An 18,108-nucleotide genomic window follows, 5' to 3' on the forward strand; every position below is an offset into this window, starting at 1 on the left:
AGATAGTAAATTATTTGAAAAAACCAGCCATTATGGCTGGTTAAATTTAATTTTATATATCTAATAAATTTTTAGTATAGTTACTATAAAGATCCCTTAGTTTCTTCATATTATCTTCTAATTCAAGAAGTAAGTTAGATGCTAAAGAATAATCTTCAACTGAAATAGCATTTTTAATACGTGTAAATAGTCCTTTTTCAGTATAAGTGTCCTTCATTATATAATGCCTTAGATTATTTATGGTCATCCAATTTGATATATCTAAATCTAAAGCATTATTAGAATGTAATTTTTTAAAGCTTCTAACTTCGCTTGAATGATTTACAATTATTCTATGAATTATATCGGTTGTCCATCTTTGAATAATAGCAAGTTTAAAGCTGTTTATTAGATTATCACTAAATACATCATTTCTTTCTAAGACTTTTAGTTTTTCAGCATGATTTTCTAATTGCATTAAGTTTTCATATACAGTTGCAGGAGCTTTACCAAAGTAAGCATCTCTTTCTTCATCAGTATAGAATTCAAAAACATCCTCTTCACTTCTATAGGCTCTATCTGTTTCTAAATAATCAGCTTTTTCACCTGGTTTTTTAGATAGTTCTTTTAGAAGCTCTTCTTCTGTCTTATTATTTTCAAGAGCATATATTATACCATCAAGCATAGCCATATAAGAAACTGAAAGGGCTAAATAAACATTAGAGTGTGGATTTGGAGATCTAAGTTCAAATCTAGTTGCAAGTGGATTTGATAAATCTCTTATTAATCCTATTAATATAGTTCTATTTCTAGATGGATTATTAGGAGCCATACCTAAAGAAGTAACTATACAAATAGGAGCTTCGAATCCAGGTTTTAATCTTTTAAATGCACCATTAGTTGTAGATATAAATGGATTCATGATTTCATAGTTCTTTAATATACCCATTATTGCTCCATATCCTATGGTACTTAGGAAATCTTCCTTTGTAGCATGAAATAGGTTTATTCTTTTTCCTGTTTTAAGCTTTAAGCTTACGCCTAGATGAACATGCATACCTGAACCTGCAACATCATCTATAGGTTTTGCTTTAAAAGTAACATCTAATCCATGTCTTCTAAAGGTTTCTTGAGTAAGTATTTTTACAAATATTTCATTATCAGCAGCTTGAATAGCATCTGAATATTTCCAATCAATTTCAAGTTGTTCCATTATATGATTAAATTGACCATTACTATCAAGTTTAGACTTAACTCCACCTACTTCTTTATGTCCCATTTCTGGTTCGAATCCGTATTCCTCCATAAGAAGTAAAGTTTCTTCAAGAGCAGTTCTTACATTTCCTTTAGTCCTTGTCCAATATTGTTCTTGTAAAACTTGTGAAGTGGATAGTTCTTCAATATGAGCTTGTTCATTTGGAGTTTTTACCCAAAATTCTAATTCTGTTGCAGATGTAATAACTATTTCCTCTATATCATCAAATGTAATTCCAAATGATTTTAAGGATTCTGGTTTATTTTTAAATATGTCTAGTAATGTTGATTTAAATGTATTTATTGCTGATTTTAAAATGTTTCTTGAACAAACGGGTTTATTATTGTGAATTAAAAATGACGGGATTCTAAGAGTACCAACAGGTTTGTTAGTAGAAGTATCAATATGATCGTAATTATAGTCAACAAACCAATTAGCATTAATGTCTGCTACCATATCTACTTTTGCATCGTTTAAAGTTGCAATTCCAGGAAGTACAACTGAAGAACCATCTGTTTGAATAGCAACTCCCTCTAAGAATGAATCTATATCATCTAAGAATAGTCTTGAAGGTATCTTTTCATCAGTATCATTACCTGATAAATCTATTCCAACAATAGATACAAATTTTATTTCGGGATGTTCTTTAAAGATTTTAAATAGGTCTTCTTTGTTGTGTTTTGATTTTGGAACAATATAAATTAAATCTTTCATAAAAAGCTTCCTTGCCGAAACATAACAAGGAAAAGTCACTTCCTTTCTGTATTTATTCGAATAATTAAGTGGTATAGACATCATAATATTCGTAAAATCAAATAATTTATAAAGAAATTCTATTATATACAGGGTATTGTGTCAATAATTAAATTAGCGAATTTTAAAAATATTAGCAATGATTTATATATTTATAGTATAACATTTAACATTAGTTATTTATTACTTAAATAATAATATAGATTTATCACTAAGAAAGGTATAAAATAAAAGATAGAATTAAAGAAAATGGAGTGAGGTAGTTGGACAATAAAAATATGCCAATAGGTTTTTTTGATTCAGGTGTAGGTGGATTAAGCGTATTAAAAGAAGCATTAAAAATAATGCCCAATGAGGATTATATATATTTTGGAGATTCTAAAAATGCTCCATATGGAATGAAAAGTGCTAAGGAAGTTAGAGATTTAACCTTTAAAGCTGTAGAAATTTTATTAGATAAGGGTGTTAAGGGAGTAGCGATCGCTTGTAACACTGCAACTAGTGCAGCAGTTTCTGAGTTAAGAAAGGTATATCCTGATTTACCCTTAGTTGGAATAGAACCAGCATTAAAACCAGCAGTAGAGTTAAATAATGAAGGTGATATTTTAATAATGGCTACAGCAATGACATTAAAAGAAGAAAAGTTTAAAAGGCTAATGGAAAGGTATAAAGAAAGAGCATCTATAATTCCAGTACCATGCCCAGGTCTTATGGAGTTTATAGAAGAAGGAAAGTTTCAAGGGGAAGAAATAGAAAATTACCTTCTAGAAAAAATAAATACATATAAAAAAGATAAAATAGCAGCTATAGTCTTAGGATGTACTCATTATCCATTTATAAAAGAGACTTTAATTAATATTGTAGGAAAAGATGTAGATATTATAGATGGGGGATTGGGAACTGCTAAAGAACTTAAAAGAAGACTTAATGATAAGAGGTTGTTAACAGATTCAGTTAATAAGGGAAAAGTTGAGATAATAAATTCTTCAAATAAAAAAGAGTCAGTGGAGTTAAGTTATAGATTATTAATGGGAGACTAGAAATAGGAATTGTTACTCAATTCCTATTTTTTTAAAAAATATTTGTTAAATTGTTGACAAAATAAGCCTAACTTGATATATTATATTAAAGAGAATATTCTGAAAATTTAAGTAGGTAAGATTTTATGGGGGTAAGATTTTATGGAAATTAAGGTAAAAGACGTATTAGGTGAAGAGATAACTATAGAGGATGCAATATTATTAAGAGAAATGATTAGAAATAATTTAAATGTTGGAGTAGCATTAGACTTTGAAGGCTTTGATAGAGTACCATCAACCTTTATAAACATGCTTGTAGGAGATTTATTAAATAGCTTTGGAAGAGAGTTTATTTTTAAGCAAATATATGTTAAAAATTTATCAAATTATACTGATTATTCAAGGGTAGTTTTAGGAACTACTTTTCAATAAAGCATAGAGAAATCTATGCTTTTTTCTTTAATAAATTATTGATAATTTTGATTATTTAATAAATATAAAATGCACACCGGTCTAAAAAGCATGAATGATACCTTTGGATAAACACTATAAATTTTGAAGGATATCTTAATTAAATGTAGAATATTTATTACAATTTATATATAATTACCATAAGAAGAAAATCTTATTATTAAAATAGAATTTATAGTATTAATTATGATAATAATAAGATATATGTAGATTGAAAGGAGATTTAAAATGAAAAACCCAATAGTAACTATAAATATGGAAAATGGAGGAGTTATTAAGGCTGAATTATATCCAGAAGTAGCTCCTAATACAGTTAGAAATTTCATAAGTTTAATTAATAAAGGATTTTATGATGGAGTAGTATTCCACAGAGTTATTCCAGGCTTTATGATTCAAGGAGGATGCCCAGATGGAACGGGAATGGGAGGTCCAGGATATAGCATAAAAGGTGAATTTACTAGAAATGGATTTAAGAATGATTTAAAACATTCTAGAGGAGTTCTTTCTATGGCTAGAACTATGGTACATGACTCTGCTGGAAGTCAATTTTTCATTATGGTAGCAGATGCTCCTCACCTTGATAATCAATATGCAGCCTTTGGTAAAGTTATTGAAGGTATGGAAATAGCTGATAATATAGTAAAATCTAAGAGAGATTATAACGATAAACCATACGAAGATCAAAAGATGGTAAAAGTAACAGTAGATACTTTTGGCGAATCCTATGATGAACCAGAAAAGGTAGGAAGATAACTTAAAGGGGGAGAGGGATATGCTTAGCAATAACAAGTGTATATTAGTTTATAATACTCCAGAAGATGAAATTAAAGCATTAAATAAAGATGGATATAAGATAATTGAAATATCTAAGGAAATGGGAGATATGACTGTTTCTGATATATTAGAAGGATTAAGATTTGAGACTGTAAATACTAGTTTACCAGAAGAAACAGTAATTTTATTTAATGATTTTTCTGATGAAGAGATTAAAATAGCTATTAAAAATATTAGACAAAGATTTAAGGGTGGAATCTTTGCAGCAGTTACTCCAACTTCAATTCAATGGGAGTTTAGTTATTTAGTAGAACATTTAATTGAAGAAAGAGAATGGTATTTAAATAGCAAGAAGGGAAGAGCTTAAGTGAGTAGAGTTGGCGAAAGAATAAAGGAAGCTAGACTTCAAAATGGAATGAGTCAAAAGACTTTAGCTAAGAAGCTAGGTGTTGCAGAAAAATTTATTAATGAAGTTGAAATGGGAAGAAGAATAGCTCAGGAATCCTTTATAGAAAAGGCATCAAAAATACTAAAGGCTGATTTTAATGATGTCAGTATGGTAGTTACAGATGAAGCTTTGATAGAAGAAAATAAACAAATAAAAGAGAGTAAGATTAATAATACTAAAAATAAAAAAACAAGTGAAAATGAAGTATGGGCTAGTGCATTTTCATCAGTTCTAAAGAACGTACCTATACTTGATTACTCTTTAAGTAACAATAAGGGATTTAAAGAGCTTCCTATTCATTCAAATAAGGTAGAAGGATTTGCTCAAGATAAAGTTTTATACTTAGAAATTCAAGATGATGAAATGTCTGGATTTAGAATATTAAAAGGTGATATTGCCTTTGCGAGCTTAGCAAAGGAACCGAGCAATAATGGGATTTTTTTAGTAGATTATAAGGGAAAAAGAGCTATAAGACAAATAAAGCTATTAGGGAACTCAAAAGCGTTATTTGTAAGTAATGGAGGAACTCTTTTAACTGAAACAGTAAATCTAAATGAAATTTCAGTATTAGCTAAATTAGAGAGATTAGAAATAAAGCTATAATTAATAAGTGCCATAAATCTATAATTAATAGATTTATGGCACTTTAATTTTATCATTCATATATTAATATAAATTAATTTTTTGAGGTGGTAAATATAGAAAATTTAACTTTAAATAAAATGGACTCAACATTAGGGTTAATACAAAATACACCTAAAAATTTATTAAGTAAACTAGGTATTAATTTTTCATTCGGCACTGGAGTTGGAAATACAATAGAGGTAACGATTATATCTGGAGATACATCAGAGAACATAAGAAAGATAGTAGAAGATCTTGGAGGCAAATATGAAGATTTAGGTTATGGATTTGGTATAGTTACAATACCTATGAATAATCTAATTAAATTAGCCAATAATCCATCCATACAGTATATAGAGTTACCTAAACAGCTATATACAACAGATAATCAAAGTAATAGAGCAGCTTGTGTAAACTCAGCAAGAGATATATATGGAATACAAGGAGAGGGTGTTTTAGTTGGTTTCATAGATACTGGAATAGATTATACTCATCCAGCATTTAAGAATGAAGATGGTAGTACAAGAATAGACTATATATATGATTTAAGTGTGGATGGGAAAATTTATAGTAAGGAGGATATAGACAATGCCTTAAAGAATTCAGATCCATATTCTGTAGTTCCCTCTTATGATACTGTTGAACATGGAACTCACGTTGTTGGGATTGCTTGTGCAGGTGGAAAGATAAATCCCGAATATTATGGAGTTGCTCCAAAAAGTTCAATTGCCATGGTTAAATGTACTAGGGGAAGTTTTGCTCTAAGTAGTAATATTATGAGGGGACTTAAGTTTTTAGTTGATGCAGGTAAAAGATTAAATAAGCCATTAGTAGTAAATATTAGTTTAAGTACCAATGATGGAGCTCATAATGGTACAAGTCTTCTAGAACAATATATATCAACTATAGCTACTTTAGAAAGAATTACTATAGTAATTGCTGCTGGAAATGAGGGGGATGCTGCTCATCATATTGGAGGAGAGCTAAGAGGACAAAATAAAATATCTATAAATGTAGCTGGAGATGAACCTGGTATAGTAATGAATTTATATAAGCCTGTTTTATCAGAAATTTCTGTAAGAATAACTAGTCCTACAGCAGCAACTAGTGGTGATATAGTTGTAAGAGAAGGTTATTATGAAGGAATAATAGGAATGGATAGATATCAAGTTTATTATTCAGGGCCAAAACCTTTTGATATAATAGGTGAAATAACCATTGCTATAGTAACAAACGGCCAGTATATATCATCAGGCCAATGGGAAGTAAGAATTAATTTGCTTAATAATTACTTTGGTCCTTATGATATGTGGTTACCTATTTCTGAAGGGCTTAACACTAAAACTAAGTTTTTACAGCCTACAGTATTAAATACTTTAGGGATACCAGCTACTGTAACTAATATAATAGCAGTTGGAAGTTATAACTATCTAACTAATAATATATCTCCCTTTAGTGGAAGAGGAAAAAAGACTGTATATTATCCTATTAGACCTGATCTTGTAGCACCAGGAGAAGATATAAAATCAACTATTCCTAATAGGAGCTTTGATTCAAAAAGCGGCACTTCTATGGCATCTCCTCATGTAGCAGGAATAGCAGCTTTAATGATGGAATGGGGAATAGTAAAAAGAAATGATCCATATCTTTTTGGAGAAAGGCTTAAATATTTTTTAGTAGTATCAGCTAAGAGAACTAGAGCAGATGTATCATATCCTGATCCGAGTTGGGGGTATGGGGAAGTTTGTTTAAGTTCAGCTATAAATAGGATAATTTCTGATGTAGGGTTAAGGAGAGTTAGTGAAGATAAAGATAAATTTGATTATATATTTAAAAAGAATATAGATAAATCCTCAAGAGATTATAGAAAAAATGAATATAAACCGAACTTATATAACTTTATTAGTAGAATAGAACAAATTACTAATCAAGAAGAAAAAGAAGTAATAGGTTTTTTTATTGAATATAATACTTTAGAAGAATTAAAGAAAATAGATGAAATACCAGGAGCATCAGTTACTGTAATAGATAGTAACTATGCAATTGTTTTTATTCCTTTTGATAGAGTATCAGAGCTTGAGCCTTATATAAAAGATATAGCATCTTTAGAAGTGCTTGCAATTTATACCCTAGAACAATTAGAACCTGTAGAAGCAAGTGGAGCAACATTATTTCACAATAATCCTTTTCTTGAGTTAAGGGGAAAGGGAGTACTTGTAGGTATTGTAGATACCGGAATAGATTATTTAAACAGGGAATTTATGAAAGAAGATGATACTACAAGGATATTGAGAATATGGGATCAAACTTTAGAAAACACACAAGAAATATATGGTGTAAAAATTGGAGTAGAGTATAAAGAAGAAGATATAAATAAGGCTATTCAGTTAAGTAAGAGTGGGGGAGATCCATACTCTATAGTTAATAGTAAAGATATTATAGGGCATGGAACTTCAGTTGCAAGTTTAGCAGGGGCTAGAGGTTATAATATTGAATTAATAGGAGCGGCCCCAGATTGTGACTTTGCAATAGTAAAATTACAAGAGGCACCAAAGGTGTTACAGGAGTATGCAGGAGTAACTACTATCGGTATTGGAAGATATACTGGCATAGAAGTAATTTTAGGGATAAGGTATTTATCAAGAGTAGCAAGTGAACTTAAAAAACCTATGGTTATTTGTATTCCTGTTGGTACAAATATAGGAGGACACGATGGTTCAAGTGAGATAGAAACATCTATGGATACTGTAAGTATGCAAGCTGGAATTGTATGTGTAACAGGAACAGGAAATGAAGGTGATACAGATACCCACACAGAAGGTAAGTTTACAAAGGCTGGGCAAATTAAAAATATAGAAGTTAGAGTAGGAAAAGCTCAAAAAGATTTAAATTTTCAAATATATATACAAGAACCAGATAGAGTTTCTATTGGAATAGTTTCTCCCTCTGGAGAAGTTGTTGAAAAGATACAAGCTAAATTAAATAAGGTTGAAAATGTAAGATTCATTTATGAAGGAACTAAAATGAGGATATCTTATTTGTATCCTGATCCAGTTACTGGAGGAGAGGTAATAAGTATTGAGGCACGAGGTTTAAGAGAGGGAATATGGCAATTTAGATTATACGGAGACTATATAGTTGATGGAAGGTACTGGAGTTGGTTACCGCAAAGGAGTCTTTTAGATGAGGATACTAAGTTTTTAAGTCCCAGTCAATATACCACACTAACTATACCTGCAACAGGGAGAAAGTCTATTGTGCCAGCTTATTACAATCAAAATAATAATGCAACAGTTGGTCAGTCAGGAAGAGGATTTACTAGAGATGGAAGAATAAAGCCAGATATAGCGGCAGGAGGAATAAATGCATTAGTAACAACTCCAGGAGGGGGAACAAAAGTTGTAAGCGGTTCTTCCGTTGGTGCTGCTGTTACTACAGGTTGTTGTGCTCTTTTACTCCAATGGGGAATTGTAGATGGAAATGATCCTAATTTATATTCTACGGAGGTTAGGAGTTATTTAATAAGGGGCGCAACAATGAGGGTTGGAGATATCTATCCTAATGAGCAATGGGGATATGGAGCATTAAATATGAAAGGCGTATTTGATTCAATAAGAGAAAATTTAATTGGAGGAGTAGAAAAGACTAGAGAAGATGAAGAATAAAATGATAGAGAACTATTTATAAGAAGGCCTGGAGACTTATAGTAATTTATAAAAGAACAAATTTTTAAATAACACATATATTAATTAAAGAAGAAATAATAAAGGAGTAATATATGGCTCAAGGTAGGTTAAAGGTTCAATGTTTTGTAAATGAAACTTATATACCTGTTGATAACACAAAGATAACTATAAGACCATCTCAAGGTGGAGCAGATTCTAAAGAAATAGTATTATCTACTGATTCAATGGGAGAATCTCAAATTATAGATTTAGAAGCTCCTCCCCTAGAATATTCTCAGCAACCCACAGGACAGATACCATATAGTATGTATGATATAAGAGTAGAGAGGGAAGGTTTTCAAAGTATATTAGTTAACAGGTGCCAAATTTTCCCGGATGAGCTAGCTATACAGCAATGCAATCTTATACAATCTTCAGGAATATTAACTAGAATGGAGAATATTAATATTCCACCAAATACAGCAAATAATCAACAAGATGGTAATGTAAATGAAATAATAAACATTGGGCCTAATGTATTAAATGGTAATTATCCAGAAAAAATTCCAGAAGAGATAGAGAAACCACTGCCACCTCCAACCAGTGGAGTAGTTTTACCCAAACCGGTTGTTCCAGAATTTATAGTTGTTCATGCAGGTGGGCCTAATAATACCTCAGCATCAAATTACAAAGTTCTTTATAAGGACTATGTAAAAAATGTTGCATCATGTGAAATTTATTCAACTTGGCCAGAAAGCACGATAAGAGCTAATGTTTATGCAATAATTTCATTTACATTAAATAGAATATATACTGAATGGTACAGAGGAAAGGGTAAAAATTTTGATATAACTAATTCCACAGCTTATGATCATGCTTTTACTTACGGAAGAAACATATTTGAAAGTATAAGTGCAGTTGTAGATGACATATTTGCAACTTATATAAGAAGAATTGGAAGAAAACAACCTTTATTAACACAATATTGTGATGGAAAAAATGTTACTTGTCCTGGTTGGATGACTCAATGGGGAAGCAAGTATTTAGGTGATCAAGGAAAGACACCATATGAAATATTAACTAGCTTCTATGGCAATGATATAGAGTTAGTAACTGCTGAGCAAGTTAAGGGAATTCCCAAATCATATCCAGGATATGATTTAATAGTAGGATCAACAGGACCAGAAGTTAAATCTATTCAAGAATATTTAAATAGAATATCTCAAAATTATCCTTTGATTCCTAAGGTAGCGCAAGATGGAGTATATGGTACTAATACAGCAGAAGCGGTTAAAGTGTTCCAAGGAGTATTTAACTTACCGAAAACAGGAGTAGTAGATTATGCAACATGGTATAAAATTTCTGATATTTATGTAGGCGTAACTAGAATAGCTGAGCTTAGGAGTAGCGCAAAGCAAGTGGAAAGAATATTTATACCACCAAGATCATTTGATAATTATTATGATAAAACAGTTCCAAGATTTAATTACTACGATGATATAGTATAAAAATAGATGAATTGGAAAATTTCCAATTCATCTATTTTTTTGTTTATAATAGTTATATAATATAGGGTATGAATTTAAAATTTTAGCATAGGAGGGAAAAATATGAAGGGTACCGTAGTTTCGACCTGGATTAGAACTTGTAGGGATTTATATGGAAATGACACAATAAACAAATGCTTAAGAGATGTTAACTGGCCAGAAGACATTGTTTTTACTCCTCTTGAAGATGTAGAGGATAAAAAAATATTTAAGTTTATTGATATTATTGCAAATACCGTAGGAGTTTCATCAAATGATCTATGGAAGGTTATTGGAGAAAATAATTTAAATAAATTTGCAGAGGATTATCCAGTATTTTTTAAAAGGATAAGCCTTTATAAATTTTTAGATTCGCTTAATTTCATTCATTCTATAATAATGAAAAAGATACGAGGTGCTAAGCCACCTAAAATGCACCTTGAATATGTTACGGAAAATAGTATAAATTTTACATATAGATCTGAAAGAGAGTTATTTGATTACTTCTTAGGATTATTAATGGGAAGTGCTAAATTTTTCAATGAAAAAATAGAGGTAAATGAAGTTGAAAGAAAAAAAGGGGAACTAAAAGTACATATTAAATTTGAAAAAAATATAAATCAAAGTAAGAAGTACTTAATTAGCAAAGCTTTATCTAATATAGGTTTTAGGAGCCTAGAATTAAAAATATCTATCCCTATATTTATAATAGTTACATGTGTTGGGATACTAATATCAGGTCTAGCAAAAGGATTAATAATAGGTATTATTTCAGGAATAATTTCAAGTATAATAACTTATATAATGTTTAAGCCTTTAAATGATATTATAGAAAATATAGAAAATAACAATTTTGAGGAAATAGAAAGAAGTATTGCTACTAATGATAAGCTAGAAAAAATATATAAGGGAATATCTAAGCTTAAAAATAGTATTAGACAAGATGTAACCTCTGCTAACCTTACTTTAAATGAATTAAGTATTTTCACACAAGCTATGTATAAAACTACTGAAAGTATGAAAAAAGCTACAGAGGAAATAGGAGTTTGTTCACAACAAGTTTTAGAATGGGCTGCAAAGCAAGAAATAAGTACAGAATCATTAGTTAAACAAACGAATGATAATATTTCAGCTTTAAAAGAATTAGTTAAACTCGAAGATAAGAACAAAAATGAGTTATATAAATCAGTAGATAAAATAAATGAAAGTCATAATAGTGTGGACAAGTCTAGTGAAGCAATTAGGGAAACTTTAAATTCTTTTATGAATGTAAAAGAAAGAGGACAAAATCTTCAAAAGAAAGCAGAAGATATAACTAATATTGTAGCATTAGTTTCTGGGATATCAGATCAAACTAATCTTTTAGCTTTAAATGCATCTATAGAAGCAGCAAGAGCTGGAGAACAAGGTAGGGGGTTTGCAGTAGTAGCTGAAGAAGTAAGAAAGCTTGCAGAGCAATCTCAACAAGCTGTAAAAGATATTAATAGTAATTTATCTTATTTTGCTGAAGAAATAACATCCTTAGTTTCAAGTATAGAAAATCAATATTCAGCTTTAGAATTAGAAACTTCAAATCTTGAAAATGTTAGAGTTATAAGTTCAGAGGCAAATGATTTAATTAAGGTTGTTTCTGATGAAACAAATGAAGCTATAGTAAAATTAAATAATGAAGTTAAATCAGTAGAAAAAATGAGTGATACTATAGACACATTAGCTGCTATAGCCGCAGAAAATGCAGCAGCTTCTCAACAAGTTAATCAAAATATAGAAGAGTTTACTAGAAGTATTAAAGAAATGATACAAACTTTACAAAAGGTTAAAGATGTTGAGGAAAATTTCATAACAGATGTAAATAATGAGTAAATATTAGTGGAATTATGGAGCTGTATTAATACAGCTCCATTTTTAATTATTTAACTCTTTTTTATGTTTAAAATAAAAATAAATTGTTTGGCTTATAAAAACTAAGCTAAGTAATCCAAAAAATGGATACAAGGAGCCTATTAAATTAGAGAATCCAATTCTAGAGATAGGTAAAGCAATTAAAATAACTATAAATATTGATTTTTTAAAATTTATATTAAAAGTGTTATCTAGGGTTTTACTAATAGAGTAAACATCAGAAACCTCGGTAGAAAACATTTCAAGCCAAATCACTACTAATAATAAAGCTTGAATTATATTTCCAAAGGGTTGTGCTACAAATAATAAAGGTATTTCATATTTATTTATATATGGCTGATTTATCATTAATAAAAAATTAATAGCAAAACTTAGAGCTACTAATCCAAGAGCTCCTAATGTAACTCCCCAAAACATAGTTTTAGGTCTTCTTATTTGATTACTTAAAGGAACTAATACACCTAAGGAACAAAGGGTATTATATCCAGAGTAAAGAATTGTAGATAAGGCTATTCCAGTTTTTTGAGGTGAAATTTTAGTCATTTGGCTAAAGGAAACCATATCTTTACAGAACATAAAGTATAAAGTGGTTATAAGTGTAATTGTGATGATTAAAGTTGGAACTATAAAAGAGTTTACTTCAATTAATCCATTTGTATCTCGAAGTAAAAAGAAAATAGCAAGTGCTACCATAATAAGTGAGCCTGCAATTTTGGGTATTCCAAAAAATTGATTAATTAAAGCCCCACTTCCAGCTAAGATTATAGATGCACTAGAAATTAAATAAAGAGTAGTTATTGCACCTGTAATTTTACCTAAAATATTTGGACTAACGACTTTTATAACATCTCCGTAGGAGTTAAGTTTATACTTAATACTTATTTTGGAAACTATTGACCCAAGAACTATATACAATATTCCACAAACTATAATTCCAATAAAACTTACCACTCCATAGGATGTAAAAAATTCTTTTATTTCTTGTCCAGAAGCTAATCCAGCTCCAACTATTGTGCCTATAAAAACTACAGCAACTTGAAAAATTTTTGAAAGTTCATCCTTCATTTTAAATCCCCCTAATTTATCTCTATTAACAATATATATAGATTGTTAGTCTTTTATTCTTAAAAATGAATAAGCTATCTAATCTTAGGGAAAATAACTTTAAGGAGTATTAAGGAGGAATGAAATTGAGGAAAAAGATTTTGTCATTAACTTCTTTATTAATATTTATATTAATGTTGTTTTCAGCTTGTTCTAATACTGAATATAATGAAGAAGATATAGAAATATTTAGTTTAAAAAAGTCCTTTGAATTAGCAGAACAATATTTAGGACTAATTAAAAATAATAATATTGAAGAAGCTAATAAATTATGTACACAGAAATTAATAGATAATAATAAAAAAATATTAACAGGGACATCGGATATAATAGCATTTGCTCCAGACAATGTAATTGAATCTTCAAAGTCAGCTTTTATTACTTTTAACGTAATAAGAAATTCGCAATCTGAACCAAAATGTGATTTAGATAATTATGCAATTAAGGTTATAAAAGAAGGCGATAATTATAAAATAGACGAAATAAAAGCTATAAACTTAAAACAAGTGTTTGTTAGAAATAAATCTTTAAGAATGATAAGTGAAGATGGAGGAAAAAGTGATTTAATTATTTCTTTAAATAATATTCCAAAGGATGCTTATTTAAAAGAAAATGAACTTATGTTATATAAAGAGAAGGTACCATCTGATAAGTTTGGACCAATATCTTTAGGATATAAGGGAAAAAAGATTGCTATTTCAACAATAAGTGAAAACAGGGCTTTTATATCCATTGCTTTTATACAGGAAAGTAAAGAAGCACAGGGAGGAGCTAATTCTCAAGGAGAATCTGGTGGAAATACTCAACAACAGGGTGGTAATGTTGAAAATAATCTTGAAGACTTAGTAGATAAACCTATAGCAAAAAAAGTTATCCATGTTGATCTTTTAAATGACGTAACTTTAGATAACTTAGTTTTTACTCAAGAAGAAAGATATTTAATAGTAGAATATTTAAATTCAAATGAAGTTAAAAGAATGAAGGTTTATAATAGTGCTAGTGGGGATTTAGTAGATTTAAATTTTGATGAAATAATTCCTAGTGATAAATATAATATAGAATTAATAGAGTTTAAAAAGGATCAATTTAAAATAAAGGTTATTCCAAAGAGCGGAGTAAAAGATATTAATGAAGATATTCTTGGGGAATATAATGTAGGGATAGAATCAAAGGTAATTAAAAAAATATAGAAAACTCTTAACATATGAAAATATTGTAGTAGAATAAAAGTACAACTTAAATAAAATAAAGTGGTACTTTTATTTTTTGGAGGAATTTATGAAAAAATGGAATGATAAAAGATATCATAGCTTAAATTATTATCTTAGAAACAAGTTTGATGAGAAAGTATATAAGATATCCTTAGATGGAGGATTTACTTGTCCTAATAGAGACGGAAAAGTAGCAAAAGGAGGATGTACCTTCTGTAGTGCAAGGGGATCAGGGGACTTTGCAGGTAGTAGAGTATTATCAATTACTAAACAGTTTGAAGATAGAAAAGACATGATGGAGAAGAAATGGAAGAATGGTAAGCTAATTGCATACTTCCAAGCTTATACTAATACTTATGCTCCAGTTGAAGAGCTTAAAAGAAAGTATGAAGAAGCATTAAAACAAGAAAATGTAGTTGCCATATCTATAGCCACAAGACCAGATTGTATAGATGATGATGTTTTAGACTTTTTAACTGAATTAAATGAAAAGACATATTTAATAGTTGAACTTGGATTACAAACTATAAATGATGAAACAGCAAGAAATTTTAATAGAGGATATGATTTTGAAGTTTTTGATAACACATTAAAGAGATTGATAGAAAGAAATATTGAGGTAGTTGCCCATACTATATTTGGATTACCTGGAGAAACTGAAGAAGATATGTTAAAAACCGTTGACTATATTGCTCACTCAGGAGCCAAGGGAATCAAGTTTCACTTACTGCACTTAATGAAGGGAACTAAGATGGTAGAACAATATGAAAGTGGAGAACTAAAATTATTAACTCAAGAGCAATATATAGATTTAGTTTGTAAGGGAGTAGCAAGAATACCAGAAGATATGGTTGTTCATAGATTAACGGGAGATGCACCAAGGGATTTATTAATAGGACCAATGTGGAGCTTGAAGAAATGGGAAGTATTAAATGCTATAGATAAAGCACTAGAAGATAACGATATATGGCAAGGTAAAGATTTTAAGTAGTTATATAGTATTGGGGGAATATATATGAAATTAGATGTAGTTATATCTGCTGATAATATAAAAGAAGAATATTTAGAGAATAAAATAGTAGTTGTCATAGATATGCTAAGAGCAACTTCCGTAATAATTACTGCTTTAGCTAATAAGGCAAAAGAAGTATTTCCTATTTTAACTGTAGAGGAAGCATTTGAAAAGAAAGAAGAACTTTTGAAATTAGGAAGTTATCCTATGTTAGGTGGAGAAAGAAAGGCAATTAAAATAGAAGGCTTTGATTTTTCTAATTCACCTTTAGAATATACTAGTGAAAAAGTTCAAGGAAAAACAATAATTTTAAGTACCACTAATGGAACAAGAGCAATTAATTTAAGTTTAAGAGCAAAGGAAATACTTATAGGAGCTATAATAAATGCTAAAGCAGTTGCAGAAGAGTTAAAGAAACTTAATAAGGATGTAGTATTTATTAATGCAGGAACAAATGGAGAATTTTCAATGGATGATTTCATTTGTTCAGGATATATGATAAGTCTCTTATGTGAAAAAGAAAATAACGATCTTTCTGATATTGCCAAAACAGCAAAATACATCTATGAAAGTAATACTAATTTAATTGACTATATAAAAGAAGCAAGACACTTTAGTGTTTTAAAGAATTTAAATTTAATGAAGGATCTGGAGTATTGTTGCAGAAAAGATATAGTTAGCATTGTACCAAAAGTAGAAAAGAGTAAAAAAATTATAAAAATTTAAATAATTGATAATTTTTTTCAATTATTTGAATTTTTATGTTGACAAGTAAAATAAAAAGATATATTATAATAGTAGATTGATAATCAATATCAATTAGTGATTAAATATATTATTAAAAGCTCCACACTTCTAATAATATACTATATAAATTATAATTAAACTCCTATATTATAGAATTTATTTCATTAAAAGATGGCTAAAGAGAGATTTTAGCCATCTTTTATTTTTTACTAATTAATGTAAGATTTATTTGTTATTTTTCATATAAAAGATGAAGAGATAAATCGAAGTGAGTAAATAAAATAGAAGAGAATAACTTTATAGAACAGCTAAAGAAAAATCATCCTAAAGTATTAGACTATGTAATAGAAAATATATGGTATGATTTCCATGAATAATATATCTATTTATTCCATAAATTATTTAAATTAAATTATATTTATTGTACAAATTAAACTCACTTTATTTTGATAACCATGCTACTTTAGAAGTGTTTATTTCTTATGAAAAGCTTATGTTAAAAATAATAGGAATTTTGTATGGAAAAAAAATCAATTTAAAAGAATTAATAACTATTGTTAGAATATTTTCAATAATTAGAAGCTAACTCATATTTGGAAGATGTGTTTATTGTGTTACTATGAGTGGGACAAGAACATTAAATCTAAAGGGGGATTTACAAATGATTAAGTCAAAATTATTAACTTTATTAGTATCAACAGGATTAACAATAGCTTTAGGAGTTGGAAGTTTCTTTCTTCCATCTAAGAATCAAGTAGTTACTAATGAAAATGCAAAGGTTCAAACTAATAGCGAAGTTACATCTTCTAATGAAGAGGTAAATAAAGCTGAAAGTAATAAACCTCAAGATTCTAATAAGAATTCAGTATCAGTAAATGATAAAGCTTCTAATACAGTAGGTAATGTAAGTAATTCAAATTCAGATAATAAAAATGCCAATAATGAAGTTTCAAAAAATAATACAGAGGGTAGTGAAGCTAGTGAACAATGTGATGATAATGGGTTTGTAATACAACAACCTTCAAATAATGGTTCTACTAACACTCCACAACAAGGAAATGGAACTGTAGAAACACCAAGTACTACACCACAAGCACCTTCAAGTACAGATGAAAGTAATTATATAGCAGAAATTGAGCAAGCTATATTCCAAAGAGTTAATAAGGAAAGAGCTGCAGCGGGACTCCCTGCATTAAGCTATAATACAACCATGGAACACTATGCAAGAGTTAAGTCTAAGGACATGGGTGATAGGGGATATTTTGATCATAAGGATCCTCAAGGAAGATTAATAACTGAACAAATGAAGGCAGATGGAGTATCTTATAATGCATGGGGAGAAAATATTGCTTATATTCAAGGTGTAAATGGAAACAGCACTTTAGCAACACAATTTATGGATAATTGGATGAACTCACCAGGACATAGAGCTAATATACTATCATCAAACTTCAGTAGTATTGGAATTGGAGTTTATAAAATAGGAAATACTTACTATGCTACACAAGAATTCTATAGATAATAAATCTATAAAGTATGAAACTCAGTTATAAAACTGGGTTTCTTTTTTATTCTTTAGAAACAAGTAGAGAATTTGAAATAGATTTATTTACAATAA

The 18,108-nt window shown here is 29.2% G+C and carries 14 protein-coding genes; 12 read left to right on the top strand and 2 right to left on the bottom strand.

All coding sequences use genetic code 11. The features are described 5' to 3' along the window. Positions 1–52: 52 nt before the first annotated feature. Positions 53–1,948: a type I glutamate--ammonia ligase gene (locus BN6774_RS01805; protein ID WP_066889511.1), complete on the bottom strand. Its 1,896-nt coding sequence runs from the start codon at positions 1,946–1,948 to the stop codon at positions 53–55. A gap of 302 nt (positions 1,949–2,250) precedes the next feature. Between BN6774_RS01805 and murI the strand changes: the two genes are divergently transcribed. The 8 genes from murI to BN6774_RS01845 all read left to right on the top strand — a co-directional run bounded on the left by murI (position 2,251) and on the right by BN6774_RS01845 (position 12,377). After that, positions 2,251–3,027: a glutamate racemase gene (gene murI, locus BN6774_RS01810; RefSeq protein ID WP_066889513.1), complete on the top strand. Its 777-nt coding sequence runs from the start codon at positions 2,251–2,253 to the stop codon at positions 3,025–3,027. Positions 3,028–3,168: 141 nt separating this feature from the next. Further along, positions 3,169–3,438, top strand: coding sequence for an STAS-like domain-containing protein (locus BN6774_RS01815; RefSeq protein WP_066889515.1), 270 nt, complete (start codon positions 3,169–3,171; stop codon positions 3,436–3,438). 267 nt (positions 3,439–3,705) lie between these two features. Continuing rightward, positions 3,706–4,230 carry a peptidylprolyl isomerase gene (locus tag BN6774_RS01820; RefSeq protein ID WP_066889517.1) on the top strand — a complete coding sequence of 175 codons (525 nt, stop codon included), beginning with the start codon at positions 3,706–3,708 and terminating at the stop codon, positions 4,228–4,230. Between the two features lie 19 nt (positions 4,231–4,249). Continuing rightward, positions 4,250–4,618 (top strand): DUF3783 domain-containing protein, encoded by a 369-nt coding sequence (locus BN6774_RS01825; RefSeq protein WP_066889518.1) that lies wholly within the window; start codon positions 4,250–4,252, stop codon positions 4,616–4,618. Further along, positions 4,619–5,302 (top strand): helix-turn-helix domain-containing protein, encoded by a 684-nt coding sequence (locus BN6774_RS01830; RefSeq protein ID WP_066889520.1) that lies wholly within the window; start codon positions 4,619–4,621, stop codon positions 5,300–5,302. 86 nt (positions 5,303–5,388) lie between these two features. Further along, on the top strand, positions 5,389–8,988 hold the full coding sequence (locus BN6774_RS01835) for a S8 family peptidase (protein ID WP_066889522.1): 3,600 nt from the start codon (positions 5,389–5,391) through the stop codon (positions 8,986–8,988). Between the two features lie 113 nt (positions 8,989–9,101). Further along, the gene (locus BN6774_RS01840; protein WP_066889524.1) at positions 9,102–10,496 is read left to right on the top strand and encodes a peptidoglycan-binding domain-containing protein; all 1,395 of its coding nucleotides are present in this window, start codon (positions 9,102–9,104) and stop codon (positions 10,494–10,496) included. 102 nt (positions 10,497–10,598) lie between these two features. Next, complete coding sequence (locus tag BN6774_RS01845) at positions 10,599–12,377, top strand: heme NO-binding domain-containing protein (protein ID WP_066889526.1); 1,779 nt, start codon at positions 10,599–10,601, stop codon at positions 12,375–12,377. Between the two features lie 42 nt (positions 12,378–12,419). Here the strand turns inward: BN6774_RS01845 and BN6774_RS01850 are convergent, their stop codons facing one another. Continuing rightward, complete coding sequence (locus BN6774_RS01850; protein ID WP_066889528.1) at positions 12,420–13,481, bottom strand: YkvI family membrane protein; 1,062 nt, start codon at positions 13,479–13,481, stop codon at positions 12,420–12,422. A 119-nt stretch (positions 13,482–13,600) separates the two neighbouring features. On the opposite strand from BN6774_RS01850, the gene BN6774_RS01855 reads away from it, so the two are divergent. The 4 genes from BN6774_RS01855 (at position 13,601) to BN6774_RS01870 (ending at position 18,012) form a co-directional block, all read left to right on the top strand. Further along, a complete protein-coding gene (locus BN6774_RS01855; RefSeq protein ID WP_066889530.1) occupies positions 13,601–14,710 on the top strand; it encodes a hypothetical protein in 1,110 nt (369 codons plus the stop codon). 88 nt (positions 14,711–14,798) lie between these two features. Next, a complete protein-coding gene (locus tag BN6774_RS01860) occupies positions 14,799–15,722 on the top strand; it encodes a tRNA modification radical SAM protein MnmL/YtqA (RefSeq protein ID WP_066889532.1) in 924 nt (307 codons plus the stop codon). Between the two features lie 24 nt (positions 15,723–15,746). Beyond that, positions 15,747–16,469 carry a 2-phosphosulfolactate phosphatase family protein gene (locus tag BN6774_RS01865; protein WP_066889534.1) on the top strand — a complete coding sequence of 241 codons (723 nt, stop codon included), beginning with the start codon at positions 15,747–15,749 and terminating at the stop codon, positions 16,467–16,469. A 682-nt stretch (positions 16,470–17,151) separates the two neighbouring features. Beyond that, positions 17,152–18,012 carry a CAP domain-containing protein gene (locus BN6774_RS01870; RefSeq protein ID WP_066889536.1) on the top strand — a complete coding sequence of 287 codons (861 nt, stop codon included), beginning with the start codon at positions 17,152–17,154 and terminating at the stop codon, positions 18,010–18,012. Positions 18,013–18,108 lie beyond the last annotated feature (96 nt).

Source organism: Clostridium nigeriense (assembly GCF_900086595.1).
Lineage (GTDB): Bacteria > Bacillota > Clostridia > Clostridiales > Clostridiaceae > Clostridium > Clostridium nigeriense.